The organism is Thauera sp. GDN1 (assembly GCF_029223545.1).
Lineage (GTDB): Bacteria > Pseudomonadota > Gammaproteobacteria > Burkholderiales > Rhodocyclaceae > Thauera.
On record NZ_CP097870.1, the window covers coordinates 2,208,646 to 2,228,173 of the forward strand.

19 protein-coding genes are annotated in these 19,528 nt (G+C 67.6%); 17 read left to right on the forward strand and 2 right to left on the reverse strand.

What is annotated here, in order from left to right; all coding sequences use genetic code 11:
* Window positions 1-38 precede the first annotated feature (38 nt).
* Window positions 39-2,615 (reverse strand): [protein-PII] uridylyltransferase, encoded by a 2,577-nt coding sequence (locus CKCBHOJB_RS10150; RefSeq protein WP_281048563.1) that lies wholly within the window; start codon window positions 2,613-2,615, stop codon window positions 39-41.
* 22 nt (window positions 2,616-2,637) lie between these two features.
* Window positions 2,638-3,459, reverse strand: a complete 822-nt coding sequence (gene map / locus CKCBHOJB_RS10155) for a type I methionyl aminopeptidase (protein ID WP_281048564.1) — start codon at window positions 3,457-3,459, stop codon at window positions 2,638-2,640.
* A 321-nt stretch (window positions 3,460-3,780) separates the two neighbouring features.
* Between map and rpsB the strand changes: the two genes are divergently transcribed.
* The 17 genes from rpsB to CKCBHOJB_RS10240 all read left to right on the forward strand — a co-directional run bounded on the left by rpsB (window position 3,781) and on the right by CKCBHOJB_RS10240 (window position 19,513).
* Complete coding sequence (gene rpsB, locus CKCBHOJB_RS10160) at window positions 3,781-4,533, forward strand: 30S ribosomal protein S2 (RefSeq protein WP_281048565.1); 753 nt, start codon at window positions 3,781-3,783, stop codon at window positions 4,531-4,533.
* Window positions 4,534-4,689: 156 nt separating this feature from the next.
* Window positions 4,690-5,586, forward strand: coding sequence for a translation elongation factor Ts (gene tsf / locus CKCBHOJB_RS10165; protein ID WP_281048566.1), 897 nt, complete (start codon window positions 4,690-4,692; stop codon window positions 5,584-5,586).
* Between the two features lie 10 nt (window positions 5,587-5,596).
* Complete coding sequence (gene pyrH / locus CKCBHOJB_RS10170) at window positions 5,597-6,310, forward strand: UMP kinase (protein WP_281048567.1); 714 nt, start codon at window positions 5,597-5,599, stop codon at window positions 6,308-6,310.
* Window positions 6,311-6,328: 18 nt separating this feature from the next.
* Entirely contained in the window at window positions 6,329-6,886 is a 558-nt protein-coding gene (frr, locus tag CKCBHOJB_RS10175) for a ribosome recycling factor (protein WP_281048568.1), read from the forward strand.
* A gap of 49 nt (window positions 6,887-6,935) precedes the next feature.
* Window positions 6,936-7,715: a polyprenyl diphosphate synthase gene (gene uppS, locus CKCBHOJB_RS10180; RefSeq protein WP_281048569.1), complete on the forward strand. Its 780-nt coding sequence runs from the start codon at window positions 6,936-6,938 to the stop codon at window positions 7,713-7,715.
* Window positions 7,708-8,529 (forward strand): phosphatidate cytidylyltransferase, encoded by an 822-nt coding sequence (locus CKCBHOJB_RS10185; protein ID WP_281048570.1) that lies wholly within the window; start codon window positions 7,708-7,710, stop codon window positions 8,527-8,529. Before uppS ends, CKCBHOJB_RS10185 begins: the two co-directional genes overlap by 8 nt.
* A 42-nt stretch (window positions 8,530-8,571) precedes the next feature.
* On the forward strand, window positions 8,572-9,774 hold the full coding sequence (gene ispC, locus CKCBHOJB_RS10190; RefSeq protein ID WP_281048571.1) for a 1-deoxy-D-xylulose-5-phosphate reductoisomerase: 1,203 nt from the start codon (window positions 8,572-8,574) through the stop codon (window positions 9,772-9,774).
* Window positions 9,771-11,135, forward strand: coding sequence for an RIP metalloprotease RseP (rseP, locus tag CKCBHOJB_RS10195; protein WP_281048572.1), 1,365 nt, complete (start codon window positions 9,771-9,773; stop codon window positions 11,133-11,135). Before ispC ends, rseP begins: the two co-directional genes overlap by 4 nt.
* A gap of 8 nt (window positions 11,136-11,143) precedes the next feature.
* Complete coding sequence (gene bamA / locus CKCBHOJB_RS10200; RefSeq protein ID WP_281048573.1) at window positions 11,144-13,504, forward strand: outer membrane protein assembly factor BamA; 2,361 nt, start codon at window positions 11,144-11,146, stop codon at window positions 13,502-13,504.
* Window positions 13,505-13,538: 34 nt separating this feature from the next.
* Entirely contained in the window at window positions 13,539-14,039 is a 501-nt protein-coding gene (locus tag CKCBHOJB_RS10205; protein WP_281048574.1) for an OmpH family outer membrane protein, read from the forward strand.
* A gap of 12 nt (window positions 14,040-14,051) precedes the next feature.
* A complete protein-coding gene (lpxD, locus tag CKCBHOJB_RS10210) occupies window positions 14,052-15,086 on the forward strand; it encodes a UDP-3-O-(3-hydroxymyristoyl)glucosamine N-acyltransferase (RefSeq protein WP_281048575.1) in 1,035 nt (344 codons plus the stop codon).
* A gap of 3 nt (window positions 15,087-15,089) precedes the next feature.
* Window positions 15,090-15,527: a 3-hydroxyacyl-ACP dehydratase FabZ gene (gene fabZ / locus CKCBHOJB_RS10215; RefSeq protein ID WP_346765770.1), complete on the forward strand. Its 438-nt coding sequence runs from the start codon at window positions 15,090-15,092 to the stop codon at window positions 15,525-15,527.
* Complete coding sequence (gene lpxA / locus CKCBHOJB_RS10220) at window positions 15,524-16,294, forward strand: acyl-ACP--UDP-N-acetylglucosamine O-acyltransferase (protein ID WP_281048576.1); 771 nt, start codon at window positions 15,524-15,526, stop codon at window positions 16,292-16,294. Before fabZ ends, lpxA begins: the two co-directional genes overlap by 4 nt.
* Window positions 16,295-16,309: 15 nt before the next feature.
* On the forward strand, window positions 16,310-17,461 hold the full coding sequence (gene lpxB, locus CKCBHOJB_RS10225; protein WP_281048577.1) for a lipid-A-disaccharide synthase: 1,152 nt from the start codon (window positions 16,310-16,312) through the stop codon (window positions 17,459-17,461).
* 10 nt (window positions 17,462-17,471) lie between these two features.
* Window positions 17,472-18,086 carry a ribonuclease HII gene (gene rnhB / locus CKCBHOJB_RS10230; RefSeq protein ID WP_281048578.1) on the forward strand — a complete coding sequence of 205 codons (615 nt, stop codon included), beginning with the start codon at window positions 17,472-17,474 and terminating at the stop codon, window positions 18,084-18,086.
* A gap of 7 nt (window positions 18,087-18,093) precedes the next feature.
* The gene (locus CKCBHOJB_RS10235; RefSeq protein WP_281048579.1) at window positions 18,094-18,882 is read left to right on the forward strand and encodes an RNA methyltransferase; all 789 of its coding nucleotides are present in this window, start codon (window positions 18,094-18,096) and stop codon (window positions 18,880-18,882) included.
* Window positions 18,883-19,018: 136 nt separating this feature from the next.
* The gene (locus tag CKCBHOJB_RS10240; protein WP_281048580.1) at window positions 19,019-19,513 is read left to right on the forward strand and encodes a hypothetical protein; all 495 of its coding nucleotides are present in this window, start codon (window positions 19,019-19,021) and stop codon (window positions 19,511-19,513) included.
* The last annotated feature ends 15 nt before the right edge of the window (window positions 19,514-19,528 follow it).

Genomic DNA, 19,528 nt, shown 5'->3' on the forward strand with positions numbered 1-19,528 from the left:
CAGGGCGGCGGCAGAGGCAGGAGCGCTTTCCGCAGTCGCTAGACCTGCAGCCGATCGAGCAGCTCGCGCTCGATCTTCAGCACCTGTGCATCCTGGCTCAGCACCTGGCCGGTGAGCAGGAAGGTGTCCTCCACGCGTTCGCCCAGGGTGGCGATCTTCGCGGTGTGGAGGCGGATGCCGTGGTCGGCGAGCACCGACGCGACATCGAACAGCAGGCCGGGACGATCCGCCGCAGTGAGCGACAGCACGTGGTGGCGCCCTGCCTCGTCGGGGCGGATGCTGACCTCGGGACTGATCGGAAAATGCTTCACCTGGCGTGACATGCGGCCGCGTGCCGGGCGCTCGGGCGCCCCGGCCTGCTGCAGGCGCGCGCACAGCTCGTGCTCGATCAACGTGACGATGTCGCGGTAGACCGCCTGCTGCCCGGGATCCTGCAGCATGAAGCTGTCGAGCGCGTAACCGTGGCGGGTGGTGTGCACCTTGGCGTCGAGGATGGTGAAGCCCATGCGGCCGAAGAAGCCGGTCAGACGCACGAACAGGTCCTTCTGGTCACGCGTGAATACCATGACCTGCACCCCGTCGGCGTCGTCCGCCACCCGCGCCTTGACCACCGGCTCATCGGTGGTGGGACGGTAGTAGAGCACGCGGGTGTGCCAGGCGATCTCCTCGGCCGAATGGCGCATGAAGTAGACCGGATCGAGCCAGTTCCAGAGCTCGTCCTCCACCCCCGGGCGCAGGCCGTGGAAGCGCAACTGCCGGCGCGCATCCTCCTGGCGGTCGTCGAGACCGAGCGCCTCCTGCGGCGTCGCACCGCGCAGCAGGCGCTGGGTGGCGAAGAACAGATCTTCCAGCAGCTTGCCCTTCCAGCCGTTCCACACCTTGGGGCTGGTGCCGCGCACGTCGGCGTGGGTCAGCAGGTAGAGCGCGATCAGCCGGCGTTCGTCGCCGACGACCTGCGCGAAGCGCTGGATGACCTCGGGGTCCGAGGTGTCCTCCTTCTGTGCGACGCGCGACATCGTCAGGTGATGCTCGACCAGCCACACGACCAGGGCGGCATCCTCGGGCGCGAGCCCGTGCTGGGTGCAGAACTCGCGTGCATCGACCATGCCCAGCGTGGAGTGGTCGCCGCCGCGGCCCTTGGCGATGTCGTGGAAGAGGGCGGCGACGTACAGCAGCCAGTGGCGGTCGAAGGCGATGATCAGCCGCGTCATCAGCGGGTACTCGTGCGCGTGCTCGCCCATCGTGAACCGGCGCACGTTGCGCAGCACCATCAGGATGTGCTGGTCGACCGTATAGACGTGGAACAGGTCGTGCTGCATCTGGCCGACGATCCGCCGCCAGGCCGGGATGTAGCGCGACAGGATGCCGTACTCGTTCATCTTGCGGAACACGCGCACGATGCCGCGCTTCTGCTGCAGGATCTGAACGAAGAGCTCGCGGTGCTCCGGGCGGGCGCGGAAGGCGGCGTTCACCCGGTTGCGGTTGATCCACAGCGCGCGCAGGGTGCGCGCGGTCATGCCCTTGAGCTCGGAGCGCTGCTGCAGCAGCAGGAAGCATTCCAGGATCGCGGCAGGATGACGCTCGAAGATGTCGTCGTGGCGAATGTCGAGCAGCTCGCGCACCACCTGGAAGCGCGCATTGACGACGATCGCCGCGCCACGGTCGGGAAAGATCACGCTGCCGTAGTTCTGCAGCAGCACGGTGTTCAGCTGCATCACCATCTTCGCGGTGACGTAGTAGCGCTGCATCAGCACCTCGGATGCCCGGCGCGTCGCGGTCGGCTCGATGTCGAGCACGCGCGCGATCTTCTCCTGGTGATCGAACAGCAGGCGGTCCTCGGCTCGGCCGGTCAGGTAGTGCAGGCGGATGCGCACGTGCTGCAGGAAGCGCTCGACGTTGCGCAGTTCGCCCGCTTCGCTGCCGGTGATCAGGCGGCGGCGGGCGAGATCCCGCCAGCTTCGCCCGAGCCCGGCTGCGCGCGCGATCCAGCCCAGCATCTGCAGGTCGCGCAGGCCGCCGGGGCTTTCCTTGCAGTTGGGCTCGAGCGCATACGGGGTATCGTTGAAGCGCGCATAGCGCTGCTCCTGTTCGAGCAGCTTGGCCTTGTAGAACGCACGCACGTCCAGCGCGTCGCGATAACGGCTCGCCAGCTCGCCGAACAGGGCGGCGCTGCCGGTCAGCAGCCGCGCCTCGAGCAGGTTGGTCTGCACGGTGATGTCGTCCGCGGCGCCCAGGAGGCACTCGTCGACCGTGCGCACGGCGTGGCCGACCTCGAGCCCGATGTCCCACAGGCCGCCGACCAGGGTGGCCAGCCGCGACTGCAGGGCCTCGTCGGGCCGCTCGGGAAGCAGGATCAGCAGGTCGACGTCCGAGGCCGGGAACAGCTCCCCCCGCCCGTAGCCACCGACGGCGACGACGGCCGCGGCGGCCGGCATGCCGCAGGACGACCACAGCCGCGTGATCTCGTCGTCGACCAGCGTCGCGCGGCCCTTGAGCACCGTTGCCGTGTGCGGACGCGCCTCGTACTCGGCGCGCAAGCGCGCCATCCCCGCCATCATGCGCTTGCGGGCGTCCGCCAGCAGGGGTTGCAGGGACGTGGTCAGCGCGTCGTTCATGGCGGAGGTCCGGCGCGCGGTGTCAGGCGAACCGGTCTGCGACCATCGCGGGCGGAGCCGGGGCCTTCGCGGAGAGCGTCAGCACCTCGACCCCGGTCTCGGTAACCACGATCGTGTGCTCCCATTGCGCGGACAGGCTGCGGTCCTTGGTGACGATGGTCCAGCCGTCGGGCAGTTCCGAGATGGCGGCCTTGCCGGCATTGATCATCGGCTCGATGGTGAAGATCATCCCGGGCTTCAGCTCCGGGCCGGTGCCGGCCTTGCCGTAGTGCAGCACCTGCGGCTCCTCGTGGAACTTGCGTCCGATGCCGTGGCCGCAGAACTCCCGCACCACGGAAAAGCCGTTGCCTTCGGCATGCTTCTGGATGACGGCGCCGATGTCGCCCAGGCGGCCACCCGGCCTGACCGCGGCGATGCCCAGCCACATGCACTCGTAGGTGATCTGGGTCAGGCGGCGGGCGATGATGCTGGCCGCGGCATCGCCGCCGACCATGAACATGCGGCTGGTGTCGCCGTGGAAGCCGTCCTTGATCACCGTGATGTCGATGTTGACGATGTCGCCCTTCTTGAGCGCCTTGTCCCCGGGCACGCCGTGGCAGACCTGATGGTTGATCGAGGTGCAGATCGACTTGGGGTAGGGGCTGTAGCCGGGCGGGGCGTAGTTGAGCGGCGCCGGAATGGTGTTCTGCACATTGACCATGTAGTCGTGGCACAGGCGGTCGAGCTCGCCGGTGGTCACGCCCGGCTTGACGTGGGGCTCGATGTAGTCGAGGACCTCGGCGGCGAGCCGGCAGGCCACGCGCATGTGCTCGATCTCCTCGGGAGTCTTGATGACGATGCTCATTCTGTCTTTGTTCGAAAATGGGGCTGGAAAGCGCCAAGGCTATCGCAAGCGGCCCCCGGCGGGCAAACCGGGGACCGAACATGCCTTGAGTCGCGTCATCTGCGCGTGCTAATATCGCCGGCTTGTCTGCACTGGCAGGCAAAATCCGCACGTCCTGTGGCAAAGGGTCCATCCGGAGCGCACCGACGACGGCACCGAATCCGGTCCGTCGAGCGCGTCCCGGCTGGCGTATTCGCGGAGCGAAGCGGCGCATGGCGCCGTTTGCTCACGCATCCACGGGGCGGAGGTTTGAACCCTTTATACAAGTTTGGAGTGATACACATGTCCGTCACGATGCGTCAGATGCTGGAAGCCGGCGTCCACTTCGGTCACCAGACCCGCTTCTGGAACCCGCGCATGGCCCCCTACATCTTCGGTCAGCGCAACAAGATCCACATCGTCAACCTCGAGAAGACGATGGCGAAGTACAACGAAGCGATGGAGTTCGTGCGCAAGCTGGCTGCGAACCGCGGCAACATCCTGTTCGTCAGCACCAAGCGACAGGCCCGCGAGATCATCGCCGAGGAAGCCCAGCGCGCCGGCATGCCCTTCGTCGACGAGCGCTGGCTCGGCGGCATGCTGACCAACTTCAAGACCGTCAAGCAGTCGATCAAGCGCCTGAAGGAAGTCGAGGCGATGATGGAAGACGGCTCGATCGAGCGCCTGTCCAAGCGTGAGGCCCTGACCGTGCGCCGCGAGCTCGACAAGCTGCAGAAGTCGATCGGGGGCATCAAGGAAATGGGCGGCCTGCCCGACGCGCTGTTCGTGATCGACGTCGGCTACCACAAGATCGCCATCACCGAAGCCCAGAAGCTGGGTATCCCGGTCGTGGCCGTGGTCGATACCAACCACTCGCCCGAAGGCGTGGATTACATCATCCCGGGTAACGACGACTCCTCGCGCGCGATCCGCCTGTACGCCCGTGGCGTGGCCGATGCCGTGCTGCAGGGCCGCAGCCAGGTGCTGCAGGAAATCGTCGATGCCGGCGGCGACGAATTCGTCGAAGTCGAGGAAGGCTCGCAGGAACAGGCCTGATCGATGACATACGGGGCCGCGAGGCCCCGTTTGCAATCCGGGTCGCCGCTGCGGTGAAATGCAGGCGACCCCCGAATTCTCCGGCGCCGTGCTCGCTCTCGCGAGGCATTGCGCGCCGCGACCTTGAACGTTAAACCAAGATACTCAGGAGCTAGCATGGCGGAAATCACCGCGAGCATGGTCAAGGAACTGCGCGAGAAGACCGACGCGCCGATGATGGAGTGCAAGAAGGCGCTGGCCGAAGCTGCCGGCGACATGGCCAAGGCCGAAGAGATCCTGCGCGTCAAGCTCGGCAACAAGGCTTCCAAGGCTGCAACCCGCATCGCCGCCGAAGGCGTGGTCGGCATCGACATCTCGGCCGACGGCAAGCTCGGCTCGATCATCGAGGTCAACTGCGAGACCGACTTCGTCGCCAAGAACGACGACTTCCTGGCGCTGGTGCAGAACTGCGCCGGCCTGGTCTCGGCCAAGAACCCGGCCGACGTCGCCGCGCTGTCGGCGCTGCCGCTGGGCGAAGGCACCGTCGAGTCGACCCGCACCGCGCTGGTGGGCAAGATCGGCGAGAACATGAGCATCCGCCGCTTCGCCCGCGTCGAAGCCAAGGGCAAGCTGTTCTCGTACATCCACGGCGGCGCCAAGATCGGCGTGCTGCTGGACCTGGTCGGTGGCGAAGAGCAGCTGGGCAAGGACATCGCGATGCACATCGCCGCGTCCAAGCCGAAGGCGCTGGACGCCTCGGGCGTGTCGCAGGATCTGATCGATGCCGAGCGCCGCATCGCGATCGAGAAGGCCCGTGCCGACAACAAGCCCGAAGCGATGCTGGAAAAGATCGCCGACGGCACCGTGCAGAAGTTCCTGAAGGATGTCACGCTGCTGGCCCAGGTCTTCGTCAAGGCCGAGGACGGCAAGCAGACCATCGAGCAGCTGCTCAAGGCCAAGGGCGCTTCGGTGGCCGGCTTCACGCTGTACATCGTCGGCGAAGGCATCGAGAAGAAGGTCACCGACTTCGCCGCTGAAGTCGCCGAGCAGGCCGCCGCTGCCGCCAAGAAGTAAGGAGATGGACATGTCCGCCGCCTACAAGCGCATCCTGCTGAAGCTCTCCGGCGAAGCCCTGATGGGTGACGACGCCTACGGCATCAACGAGGACGTGGTCACCCGCATCGTTTCCGAAATCGCCGAGATCACGCGTCTCGGGGTCCAGGTCGGTGTGGTGATCGGCGGCGGCAACATCTTCCGTGGCATGAAGGGCGCGGCTTCCGGCATGGATCGCGCCACCGCCGACTACATGGGCATGCTCGCCACCGTGATGAACGCGATGGCGCTGGCCGACGCGATGCGGCGCATGGACGTGCCGGCGCGGGTGCAGTCGGCGCTGCGCATCGACCAGGTGGTCGAGCCCTACATCCGCGGGCGGGCGATCCGTCATCTGGAAGAGGGGCGGGTGGTGATCTTCGCCGCCGGCACCGGCAACCCCTTCTTCACCACCGATACCGCCGCCGCGCTGCGTGGCGCGGAGATCGGTGCCCAGATCGTGCTCAAGGCGACCAAGGTCGATGGCGTGTATACCGCCGATCCGAAGAAGGATCCCCAGGCCCAGCGCTATCACCGCATCAGCTTCGACGAGGCCATCGGCCGCAATCTGGCGGTGCTGGATTCGACCGCGTTCGCGCTGTGCCGCGACCAGAAGCTGCCGATCAACGTGTTCTCGATCTTCAAGCCCGGCGCGCTGAAGCGCGTGGTGATGGGCGAAGACGAAGGCACGCTGGTCCATTCCTGAACCCTGGAGAATGCGCGCATGATCCCCGAACTCAAGAAGAACACCGAACAGAAGATGCAGAAGTCGGTCGAGGCTCTGAAGACCGACCTCGCCAAGGTGCGCACCGGCCGTGCCCACACCGGCCTGCTCGACCACGTGATGGTCGAGTACTACGGCTCGATGGTGCCGGTGAACCAAGTCGCCAACATCACCCTGATCGACGCCCGCACGATCGGCGTGCAGACCTGGGAGAAGCCGATGCTCGGCAAGGTCGAGAAGGCGATCCGCGACAGCGACCTCGGCCTCAACCCGGCCAACATGGGCGAGCTGCTGCGCGTGCCGATGCCCGCGCTGACCGAAGAGCGCCGCCGCGACCTCACCAAGGTCGTCCGTCACGAAGGCGAGACCGCCAAGGTCGCGATCCGCAACCTGCGCCGCGACGCCAACCAGCAGCTCAAGGACGCGGTGAAGGACAAGGCGATCTCCGAGGACGACGAGCGTCGCGCCGAGGACGAGATCCAGAAGCTCACCGACAGGTACGTCGCCGAGATCGACAAGCTGCTCGCCCAGAAAGAACAGGAACTGATGCAGATCTGATCCTGCCCGGATCGGCTGTTCCCGTAATGGGCTCGACAGGAGGCAGATCATGACCGGCCGTCGTTTCAGGAGCTCCACCCGGGAGATCCCCGAGGTGTCGGCGGTGCCGCGGCATATCGCCATCATCATGGACGGCAACGGGCGCTGGGCGCGCAAGCGCCTGATGCCGCGCGTCGCCGGCCACTCGCGCGGGGTCGAGGCCCTGCGTTCGGTCATCCGCGGCTGCATCGAGCAGGGCGTCGAGTACCTGACCGTGTTCGCGTTCAGCTCCGAGAACTGGCGCCGGCCGCAGGACGAGGTCTCGTTCCTGATGCAGCTCTTCCTCAAGTCGCTGCAGAAGGAAGTCGCCCGCCTGCACGACAACGGCATCCGCTTCCGCGTCATCGGCGACCTCGCGCGCTTCGACCCCCACCTCGTCAAGGTCATCCGCGAGGCCGAGGTGCTCACTGCCGGCAATACGCGCTTCAACCTGACGGTCGCCGCCAACTACGGCGGGCGCTGGGACATCCTCGATGCGATGTCGCGCCTGATGGCCCGCCATCCCGAGCGGCGCGACGGCTTCAGCGAGGACGAGCTGGCGAGCGAGCTGTCGATGAGCTTCGCACCCGAGCCCGACCTCTTCATCCGCACCGGCGGCGAAAAGCGGATCAGCAATTTCCTGCTCTGGCAGCTGGCCTACACGGAGCTGTTCTTCACCGACGTGCTGTGGCCCGACTTCGACGCCGACGCGCTTGCCGATGCGATCGCGTCCTACCAGGGCCGGGAGCGCCGTTTCGGCAGGACGAGCGAACAACTCAACTCCGCACCGGGGCAGGGCAGCGATGCTTAAAGACCGCGTCATCACCGCCATCCTGCTGCTCGCCGGCGTGCTCGGCGCCGTCTTCCTGCTGCCTGCGGCGGGCTGGATGCTGCTGTGCGCGGCGCTCTGCGCCGCGGCGGCCTGGGAGTGGGGCGCACTCGCGCGTTTCGAGCGCCCGCTGAGGGTGATGAACGCGATCGTGTTCGGCGTGACCTGCCTGATGGTGGGCTTCATGGCCGGACTGGGCGACGGCAGCCTGTCGGGCGCCGTGCTGCTGATGCCGCTGTACATCGTCAGCGGGCTGTTCTGGGTGTTCGTCGTGCCGGCCTGGCTGGCGCGCAAATGGTCGCTCTCCAGCCCGACGCTGGCTTCGCTGGTCGGTTTCGTCGTCCTGATCCCGACTGCGCTGGCGATGATGCACCTGCGCGCGCTCGGGCCGTGGGTGCTGCTCGGCACCATGGCCGTGGTCTGGGTCGCGGACATCGCCGCCTACTTCTCCGGCCGCGCCTTAGGCCGTCACAAGCTGGCGCCGAGCATCAGCCCGGGCAAGACCTGGGAAGGCGCGGTCGGTGCCGCCATCGCGGTGCTGCTGTTCGGTTTCGGCGTGCTGGTCGCGCTCGGCGCACGGCAACCGGGCGGGGCGCTCGCGATCGGCCTGGCGCTGCTGGCGTGGACCGCGATCAGCATCATCGGCGACCTGTTCGAGTCCCTGCTCAAGCGTCAGGCCGGACTCAAGGACAGCGGCAACATCCTTCCCGGCCACGGCGGCATTCTCGACCGCATCGACAGCCTGACCTCGACCCTTCCGCTGGTGGCGCTGGTGTCGGTCGCGCTGGCTGCCTGAGGCCCGCCAGCGCCGCTGGCTTTCGACCTGGAACACACCGAAATGGCTCACTCCGCTCCCCGGCGCCTGACCGTCCTGGGCGCCACCGGCTCGATCGGGCAGAGCACGCTCGACGTCGTCGCGCGCCATCCCGATCGCTTCGAGGTCTTCGCGCTCAGCGCGCAGCGCCAGCACGACAAACTGCTAGGCCAGTGTCTTCAGTTCGCCCCGCGTTACGCGGTGTTGGGCGACCCTACCGCCGCCGCGCAGCTCGCCGCGGGCCTGCGTGACGCCGGCAGCCGCACCGAGGTGCTGTGCGGCGAGGCGGCGCTGGACGACATCGCTTCCGCCGAAGCGGTCGACATGGTCATGGCGGCCATCGTCGGCGCGGCCGGCCTGCGCCCGACGCTGGCCGCTGCCCGTGCCGGCAAGAAGGTGCTGCTCGCCAACAAGGAGGCACTGGTGCTGTCCGGCCAGCTGTTCATGGACGCCGTTCGCGCCGGCGGCGCCACGCTGCTGCCGATCGACAGCGAGCACAACGCGATCTTCCAGGCGCTGCCCGTCGACTACGCGCGCGATCCGGTCGCGGCCGGGGTGCGGCGCGTGCTGCTGACCGCCTCGGGCGGTCCGTTCCGCACCGCGCCGCTGGCCGCGCTGGCAGCGGTGACGCCGGAGCAGGCCTGCGCCCATCCGAACTGGGTGATGGGGCGCAAGATCTCGGTCGATTCGGCCACGATGATGAACAAGGGCCTCGAGGTCATCGAGGCGCACTGGCTGTTCGGTGCTCCGGCCGACATCATCGAGGTCGTCGTCCATCCGCAGAGCGTGATCCACTCGATGGTGGACTACGCCGACGGCTCTGTGATCGCCCAGCTCGGCAACCCCGACATGCGTACCCCGATCGCCAATGCGATGGCGTGGCCGGAGCGCATCGAGGCCGGCGTGCGTCCGCTCGATCTGTTCGAGATCGCGCGCCTGGACTTCGAGCGCCCCGACCTCGAACGCTTCCCCTGCCTGCGCCTGGCCTTCGAGGCCCTGCGTGCCGGCGGGGCCGCGCCGGCGGTGCTCAATGCCGCGAACGAGGAGGCGGTCGCAGCCTTCCTCGAGCATCGCATCGGCTTCCTGGACATTCCCGCCATCATCGCCGCCTGCCTGGAACGCAGCGGCACGCAGACGGTCGATTCGCTGGAGGCGGTGTTCGCCGCCGACGCCTGCGCGCGCGAATGGGCGCGTGCCGAAATCACCCGACGTCCGGTTTGCAGATGAATCTTCTCGACTACCTCGTTCCCTTCGCGCTCGCGCTCGGCCTGCTGATCCTGGTGCACGAGCTCGGCCATTACCTCGTCGCACGCTGGTGCGGCGTCAAGGTGCTGCGCTTCTCGATCGGTTTCGGCAAGCCATTGCTCGTCAGGCGCGCCGGCCGCGACGGTACCGAATGGGCACTGGCGGCCTTCCCGCTCGGTGGCTACGTCAAGATGCTCGACGAGCGCGAGGGGCCGGTGGCGCCGGCCGAGCTGCACCGCAGCTTCAACCGCCAGAGCGTCTATCGCCGCTTCGCGATCGTCGCCGCCGGGCCGATCGCGAACTTCCTGCTCGCCATAGCCTTGTACTGGGGCCTGTTCGTCGCCGGCACCGACGAGCTGCGGCCGCGGCTGGCGCTGTCCGACACGCCCGCGATCGCGCAGGCCGCCGGCGTGCGCGACGGCGACCTGGTGGTATCGGTCGATGAGGAGCCGGTGCGCAGCTGGCAGGATCTGCGCTGGGTGCTGCTGCAGCACGCCCTCGACAATCGCGAGCTGGTGCTGAAGGTGCGCACGCTGGAGGAGGTGGAGGCCTTCCGCCGCCTCGATCTGCGCGGCATCGCCATCGACGAGGGTGATGCCGACCTCATCGCGCGCATCGGTCTCAAGCCCTGGCGGCCCCATATTCCCGCGGTGATCGGCAAGATCTCGGAGGAGGGCGCGGCGGCCCGCGCAGGCCTGCAGTCGGGTGACGAGGTGATCGCGATCGACGGGCTGGAGATCGAGGCCTGGAGCGACCTCGTGCTCGCGGTGCGCCAGGCTTCCGGTCGCAGCCTGCCCTTCGAGGTGGAGCGCGACGGTGCGGTCCTGACTTTCCAGGTCACCCCGGACGAAGCCAGCGAGAACGGCGAGCGCATCGGCCGCATCGGCGTCGGCGTGGCCGAGCCCGCGCCCGGCGGCATCTCGATGTTCGGCGAGGTGCGCTACGGCGTCGTCGAGGGGCTGGTGAAGGCGGTGCGCCAGACCTGGGAAACCAGCGTGCTGAGCCTGAAGATGATCGGCCGCATGTTCACCGGCGAGGTGTCGTGGAAGAACCTCTCCGGACCGGTCACGATCGCCGACTATGCGGGCCAGACGGCACAGCTCGGACTGAGCCATTACCTCAAGTTCGTGGCCCTGATCAGCATCAGCCTGGGGGTCCTGAACCTGCTCCCCATCCCGGTTCTGGATGGTGGACACTTGTTGTACTATACGGTCGAAATCATCAAGGGCGGTCCGATTCCGGAGCGCATCATGGAGATCGGTCAGCAGATCGGTCTCGTCCTCCTGGTGATGCTGATGGCATTCGCCTTCTACAACGACATCAATCGTCTCATTTCCGGCTGAATTCCCGCATGAATCGCAAGCTCCTGCCCGGGCTCATCATGGCCCTCCTTGCCGCTGCGCCGGCATTCGCGTTCGACCCCTTCGTCGTCAAGGACATCCGGGTCGAAGGCATCCAGCGCACCGAGGCGGGCACCGTCTTCAACTATCTGCCGGTCCGGGTGGGCGAAACCTTCAGCGAGCAGCAGGCGGCGGATGCGATCCGCGCGCTGTTCGCCACCGGTTTCTTCAGCGACGTGCGCATCGAGACCGAGGGCGACGTGATCGTCGTCGTCGTGGACGAGCGCCCGGCGATCGCCGACATCACCTTCGTCGGCGTCAAGGAGTTCGACAAGGATGCGCTGAAGGCCGGCCTGCGCGAGGTCGGCCTGGCCGAATCGCGCATCTTCGACCGCGCGCTGCTCGAGCGCGCCGAGCAGGAGCTCAAGCGCCAGTACCTGTCGCGCGGCAAGTACGCCGCCACCGTGACCACCACCGTGACGCCGCTCGAGCGCAACCGGGTCGGCATCAACTTCGCGGTCGAGGAGGGCGACGTCGCCAAGATCCGCCAGATCAACATCGTCGGCGCCAAGGCTTTCGACTCCGAAGACCTGGTCGAGCAGATGCAGCTCACCACGCCCGGCTGGCTGACCTGGTACACCAAGAACGACCAGTACTCGCGCCAGAAGCTGTCGGCCGACCTCGAGACCCTGCGTTCCTTCTACCTGAACCAGGGTTATCTCGACTTCAACATCGATTCCACCCAGGTCTCGATCACGCCCGACAAGAAGGACATCTACATCACGGTCAACATCACCGAGGGCGAGCAGTACACCGTGACCGGCGTGCGCTTCACCGGCGATCTCGTGCTGCCCGAATCCGAGTACGTGGCGCTGACGCAGATCCGCCCCGGCGAGGTGTTCTCGCGCGAACGGCTGACCGAGACCACCAAGGCGATCACCGACCGCCTCGGCAACGAGGGCTACGCCTTCGCCAACGTCAACGCCGCGCCGGAAGTCGACAAGGAGAAGCGCGAGGTCGCCTTCACCGTCTTCGTCGATCCGGGCCGCCGGGTGTACGTGCGCCGCATCAACGTCGGTGGCAACACCAAGACCCGCGACGAGGTCGTGCGCCGCGAGATGCGCCAGATGGAAGGCGGCTGGTACGACGCCGCGGCGATCAACCGCTCGCGCAACCGCATCGACCGCCTCGGCTTCTTCGACGAGGTCAACGTCGAGACCCCCGCCGTACCCGGCACGACCGACCAGGTCGATGTGAACTTCACCGTCAAGGAACGCCCCACCGGCAACCTGATGCTGGGTGCGGGCTTCTCCAGCGCGGAGAACATCGTGCTGTCGGCGTCGATCGCGCAGCAGAACCTGTTCGGCAGCGGCAATGCGCTGACCCTGGCGCTGAACACCAGCCAGTCCAGCCGCACCGCGGCGCTGTCATTCACGAACCCGTACTACACGGTGGACGGCGTCAGCCTGGGCTGGGACCTGTACCACCGCACCTACGATGCCGACGAACTCGACAGCGTGTCGCCGTACAAGACGGTGTCGACCGGCGCCGGCATCCGCCTCGGCTGGCCGATCGCCGAGGACGACCAGATCAACTTCGGCCTGACCGCGGACCAGACCGAGATCTCGACCTATACGAACAGTCCTTTCCTGTATCAGCGTTTCTGTGACGAGAATGGCGGCTCTCTGGCTGGCGACGGCACCTGCGAGGTGACGGTGCGCAGCGTGCTGGCCACGGTCGGCTGGTCCCGCGACAGCCGTGACAGCTTCACCTATCCGCGCTCGGGCAGCTACCAGCGCCTGTACGGCGAGGTCACCGTGCCGGTCGCCGACCTCCGCTACGGCAAGCTCGGCTACCAGTACCAGCACTGGTTCCCGATCGGTCGTGACTACGCACTGATGCTGAATGCCGATTTCGGCTGGGCCAAGGGCTTCGGTGGCGAGAAGGTGCCGTTCTACAAGAACTACTACGTCGGCGGCATCGGTTCGGTGCGCGGCTACGACCAGGGTTCCATCGGCCCGAAGTTCATCGATACCGACGGCGACATCACCTCGACCGGCGGCACGCGCAAGGTGGTCGGCAACGCCGAGTTCTACTTCCCGATGCCGGGGGCGGGCAAGGACCGTTCCTTCCGCATCTCGGCCTTCTTCGATGCCGGCTACGTGTGGGGCGACGACCAGCAGCCCCTGGTGGCGAACGGCGAGTTCGTCGAGCAGGATGTCCGTCTGGACGACCTGCGCTACAGTACCGGCCTCGCGTTCTCGTGGAGCTCCCCGATCGGCCCGCTCAAGTTCAGCTTCGGCCATCCGCTCAACAAGAAGGAAAACGACGAAGTCCAGCGATTCCAGTTCCAGCTCGGCAGCGTCTTCTGACGCGCCGGCAACCCAGTTTCATCCGGAGGCATAAGTGAAAGTCAGTACCCTCTCCCTGCTGGCAGCCGCACTGCTCGGCATGTCCCAGGCCGCAATCGCCGAGACCAAGATCGGCTTCGTGAACTCCGACCGCGTGATGCGCGAGGCGGCGCCCGCCGTGCGCGCGCAGCAGCGGCTCGAGAAGGAGTTCGAGAAGCGCGACCAGGAGCTTCAGCGCCTCGCCCGCGACCTCAAGTCCATGCAGGAAGACCTCGAGCGCAACGGCCCGACCATGGGCGACAGCGACCGCCGCAACAAGGAGCGCGCCTTCAACGAGCTCAACCGCGACTTCCAGCGCAAGCAGCGCGAGTTCCGCGAGGACCTCAACCAGCGCCGCAACGAGGAACTCGCCTCGGTGCTCGACAAGGCCAATCGCTCGGTCAAGCAGATCGCCGAGCAGGAAAACTACGACATCATCTTCCAGGAAGCGGTCTACGCGAACCCGCGCATCGACATCACCGAGAAGGTGATCCAGTCGCTGTCGGACGCCAAGTAAGCCTGGGCGCGCATGTTCCGACTGCAAGAACTGGTCGATCGCCTCGGCGGGGAGCTCCACGGTGACGGCAACGTCGCCGTCGCCCGCGTCGCCACGCTGGAGAAGGCGGGAGAGGGCGATCTCGCCTTCCTCGCCAACCGCAAGTACCTCTCGCAGGTCAAGGATTGCGCGGCCAGCGCATTGATCGTCGGTCCCGATGCGCGCGAACAGCTCGCCGACCGGGCACTGATCGTCACCGCCGATCCCTACCTCTACTTCGCCCGCGTCGGCCAGCTGTTCAACCCGCAGCCCGCACCGCGTCCCGGGGTGCACCGTCTGGCCGCGGTGGACTGCGATGTCCCCGCCAGCGTCGAGATCGGGCCCGGAGCCTGCGTGGAAGAGGGCGTCGAGCTCGGCGAGGACGTGGTGATCGGCGCCAACTGCTTCGTCGGCCGCGGCACCCGGATCGGACGCGGCACCCGGCTTTACCCGAACGTCACCGTCTATCACGACTGCGTGATCGGCACCGACTGCATCCTGCATTCAGGGGTGGTGATCGGCGCCGACGGCTTCGGCTTCGCGCGTGAGCGCTCCGGCGCCTGGGTCAAGATCCCGCAGACCGGACGCGTCATCCTCGGCAACGACGTCGAGATCGGCGCCAACACCACGATCGACCGCGGCGCGCTGGACGACACGGTGATCGGCGACGGCGTGAAGCTCGACAACCTGATCCAGATCGCGCACAACGTGCGCGTCGGCGAGCACACGATCATGGCCGGTTGCGCCGGCGTGGCCGGCAGTGCGCAGATCGGCGCGCGCTGCATGGTCGGGGGCCAGGCCGGCATCTCCGGCCACCTCAGCATCGCCGACGACGTGGTCGTCTCCGCGTGGACGCTGGTGGCCAAGTCGATCACCAGGCCGGGCGTCTACACCGGCAACCTGCCGCTGCAAACCCATGGCGACTGGGTGAAGAACTTCTCCCATCTGCGCCACCTGGACGCGCTCGCCAAGCGCGTCCGTCAACTCGAACAACAGAGCGACGGTCCCGAGGACCGCACGCCGGGCTGAGCCATCATGGACATCAAGGAAATCCTGCAGTACCTGCCGCACCGCTATCCCTTCCTGCTCGTCGACCGCATGCTGGAGATCGAGCCCGGGGTGCGCGCGCGCGGGCTGAAGAACGTGACCATGAACGAGCCCTTCTTCCCGGGCCACTTTCCGCACCATCCGGTGATGCCGGGCGTGCTGATCATCGAGGCGATGGCGCAGGCCGCCGCGCTGCTGTCGTTCAAGAGCACCGGCGTCAAGCCCGACGACAATTCGGTAGTCTATTTCGCCGGCATCGACAACGCGCGCTTCAAGCGTCCGGTGGTGCCGGGCGACCAGCTGATCTTCGACGTCGAGATCACCCACGCCAAGCGCAATATCTACAAGTACAAGGCGCGCGCCAGCGTCGATGGCGAGCTCGCCGCCGAAGCCGAACTGATGTGCGCGATCAAGACCCTATGATCCATCCGACCGCCATCGTCCATCCGGGCGCCAAGCTCGCCGCGAACGTCAGCATCGGCGCCTATTCGCTGATCGGCGAGCATGTCGAGATCGGCGAAGGCACCCGCATCGGTCCGCACGTCGTGGTCGAAGGCCACACCCGCATCGGCCGCGACAACGAGATCTTCCAGTTCTGCTCGATCGGCGCCAGCCCGCAGGACAAGAAGTACGACGCCGAGCCCACCCGGCTCGAGATCGGCGACCGCAACACGATCCGCGAGTTCTGCTCGTTCAACGTCGGCACAAGCCAGGACGCGCACGTCACCCGCGTCGGCAACGACAACTGGATCATGGCCTACGTGCACGTCGCGCACGACTGCCAGGTCGGCGACCACACCATCTTCGCCAACAACGCCACGCTTGCCGGCCACGTCCATGTGGGCGACTGGGCGATCCTCGGCGGCTTCACCGGCGTGCATCAGTTCTGCCGCGTCGGCGCACACAGCTTCTGCGGCGTCGGCACCGTGCTGCTGCAGGACCTGCCGCCCTTCGTGACCGTGGCGGGCAACCCCGCCAAGCCGCACGGCATCAACAGCGAAGGCCTGAAGCGCCGTGGCTACTCGGCCGCCGGCATCGCCGCGATCAAGCGCGCCTACCGCGCGCTGTACCGTTCGGGCCTGTCGCTCGACGAGGCGCGCCAGCGCGTCGCCGAGATCGCCGCCGCCGAGCCGGAGGTGGGCCTCTTCTCCGAGTTCATCGCCGAATCCGGCCGTGGCATCGTGCGCTGAGACCGTGGCCACGCAATGACCGTCCGCATCGCGATGGTCGCCGGTGAAACCTCCGGCGACCTGCTTGCCAGCCACCTGATCCGCGCGCTGCGCCAGCATCTGCCGGATGCCGAGTTCTTCGGCATCGGCGGTCCGAAAATGCAGGCCGAAGGCTTCGAGGTGCGCTGGCCGTGCGAGCTGCTTGCGGTCCACGGCTACGTCGACGCCCTCAAGCGTTACCGAGAGCTGTCCGGCATCCGTCGCGAACTGCTGGCGCAGATCCGCCGCGAACGCCCGACGGCCTTCATCGGTGTCGACGCGCCGGACTTCAACCTGTGGCTGGAAGGCAAGGTTCGCGACGCCGGCATGCCCTCGATCCATTTCGTCAGCCCCTCGATCTGGGCCTGGCGCGGCGGGCGGATCAAGCGCATCGCGCGCTCGGTCTCGCACATGCTGTGCCTGTTCCCGTTCGAGCCCGAGATCTACGAGCGCGCCGGCGTCCCGGTGAGCTACGTCGGCCATCCGCTGGCGGACGTGTTTCCGCTACATCCGGACCGCGACGGCACCCGCGAACGCTTCGGGATTCCGCTCGAGCACAGGGTGGTCGCGATGCTACCGGGCAGTCGCCAGTCCGAGGTGCGCAATCTCGCCGACACCTACATCGCGACCGCGCGCCGTCTGCTCGAACGCGACCCCGGGCTCGGCTTCCTGGTCCCGCTCGCAACCCGCGAGACGCGGGAGATCTTCGAGGAGGCACTGCATCGCAACGAGGCCACCGAGCTGCCGATCCGCATGCTCTTCGGCCACGCCGTCGATGCGATGACCGCCGCCGACGTGGTGCTGGTGGCGAGCGGCACCGCAAGCCTGGAGGCCGCGCTGCTCAAGCGCCCGATGGTGATCACCTACCGCATCGGCAAGTGGCAGTACCGCCTGATGAAGCGCATGGCCTACCTGCCCTGGGTCGGGCTGCCCAACATCCTGTGCAACGAAGGCATCGTGCCCGAACTGCTGCAGGACGACGCGGAGCCGGAGAAGCTCGCAGAGGCGATCGAGGGCTGGCTGCAGGATGCGCCGCGCCGGGCCGCGGCCGAGGCGCGCTTCATGGAACTCCACCTCACCCTGAAGCAGGACACCGCACGGCGGGCCGCCGAAGCCATCCTGCCCTACCTCGGCGCGACCGAGCGCTGACCGCCGACCGATGACGCTCGACCTGTTCGCGCCACCGCCCGCCGACGGACTGCTCGTGTGCGGCGTCGATGAAGCCGGGCGCGGGCCCCTGTGCGGCCCGGTGATGGCGGCGGCGGTGATCCTCGATCCGGCGCGGCCGATTGCCGGCCTGAACGACTCCAAGAAGCTCAGCGAAGCCGCCCGCGAGCGCCTGGCGCCCCAGATCCGCGAACGTGCACTGGCGTGGGCGGTGGCCGAAGCCAGCGTCGAGGAGATCGATCGCCTGAACATCCTGCACGCCACCATGCTGGCGATGCAGCGCGCGGTGATGGCGCTCGGTGTCGCACCGGGCGAGGTGCTGATCGACGGCAACCGTTGCCCGAAGCTGCCCTATCCGGCGCGCGCCATCGTCAAGGGCGACGCGACCGAACCCGCCATCTCCGCCGCCTCCATCCTCGCCAAGACGGCCCGCGACGAGGCCATGCGCGTGCTCGACACGCAATGGCCGCAGTACGGGCTGGCCGCGCACAAGGGCTATCCGACCGCCGCCCACCTCGCCGCGCTTGCGGCGCACGGCGTGCGCGACTTTCACCGCCGCAGCTTCGCGCCGGTAAAGAAGCTGCTGGCGAGCGGGGCGGGGCGGTGAAGCGGCGATGAAGACGATCACCTCGCGCGACAATCCGCTGGTCAAGCGCCTGCATGCGCTCGCCCACTCCGGCCGCGAGCGCCGCCAGCGCGGCGAGACCGTGCTCGACGGCGCCCATCTGCTCCAGGCTGCGATCGAGGCGCGCTGGCCGCTGAAGGCGGTCGTGTGCTCCGAAAGCGGCCTGGCGCGCGCGGAGCACCAGCGCCTGCTCGACGCGCTCGACGCGGATGTCCAGCGCTACCAGCTCCCCGACACGCTGTTCCGCCACGTGAGTCCGGTGGATGCGCCCTCGGGCGTGCTCGCCATCATCGACCTGCCGCCACCCGTTGCCGCCGAGCCGCTCAGCGGCAGCGTGGTGGTGCTCGACGCCGTGCAGGATCCCGGCAATCTCGGCACCATCCTGCGCACGGCCGCCGCCGCCGGGGTGCGACGCGTCCTGCTCGGTACCGGCTGCGCACAGGCCTGGTCACCGCGCGTGCTGCGCGCCGGCATGGGCGCGCATTTCATGCTCGAGATCGAGGAAGGCGTCGATCCCGGTGCGCGCCTCTCCGCCTATCCCGGACGCTGCCTCGCCACCGCGCTGGGTCCGGGCGCGTGTTCGCTCTATGCCCTCGACCTGTCCGGGCCGGTGGCCTGGCTGTTCGGCGCCGAGGGTCAGGGCCTGTCACCGGCGCTGCTGGCGCGCGCCGACCAGCGCGTGATCATCCCGATGGCCGAGGGTATCGAATCGCTCAATGTCGGCGCCGCGGTCGCGGTGTGTCTGTTCGAGCAGGCGCGACAGACGCACGGCCGTTAAAAGCCTCACGACCCAATCGTGCCCGTTGTTGACCCGGGGTGCGCTCCGCTTCCATGCTTCGCGCATGTCCGCAGCCTTGCGGACGCACACGATACGCAGACGGCCACAGGCCGCGCAGGCAAGGAGACGAAGATCGATGGTCAAGTACTGCAAGACCGCCAAGGGGCATCAGGAAATCAGCGAGCGCTCCGGCGGCCTGGGCCTGCGTGCCCGGCGACTGCTGATCCTGATCGACGGGCAGCGTGACAGCGAAGAACTCGGCCGCCTCGCCGGCGACTCCCAGGTCGAGGAGACGCTGCGGACACTGGCCGATGCTGGCTTCATCGAAGCGCTCGCCGCCCCGCCGCCCGCCGTCGCAGCGCCGGCGGCCCGATCGGCCCCGCCCCCCACGGCACACAGCGGGCGACAGGCGAGTCTCGGCCTGGCGCAGGATTTCATGATGAACACCCTGCGCACCTTCCACGGCCCCTACGGCAAGCTCGACCTCGTCAAACGCATCCACGCCACCACCCACGCCGACGAATTGCGCACGCTGTTCGACGAGTGGCTGCATTCGATCAGCGAGACCCGTATCGGCCGCAAGCGCGCCGACGAGCTGTCGGCCCGCCTGCTCGAGGTGATGCCGGGCTGAGCGCGGCCGCAGCGT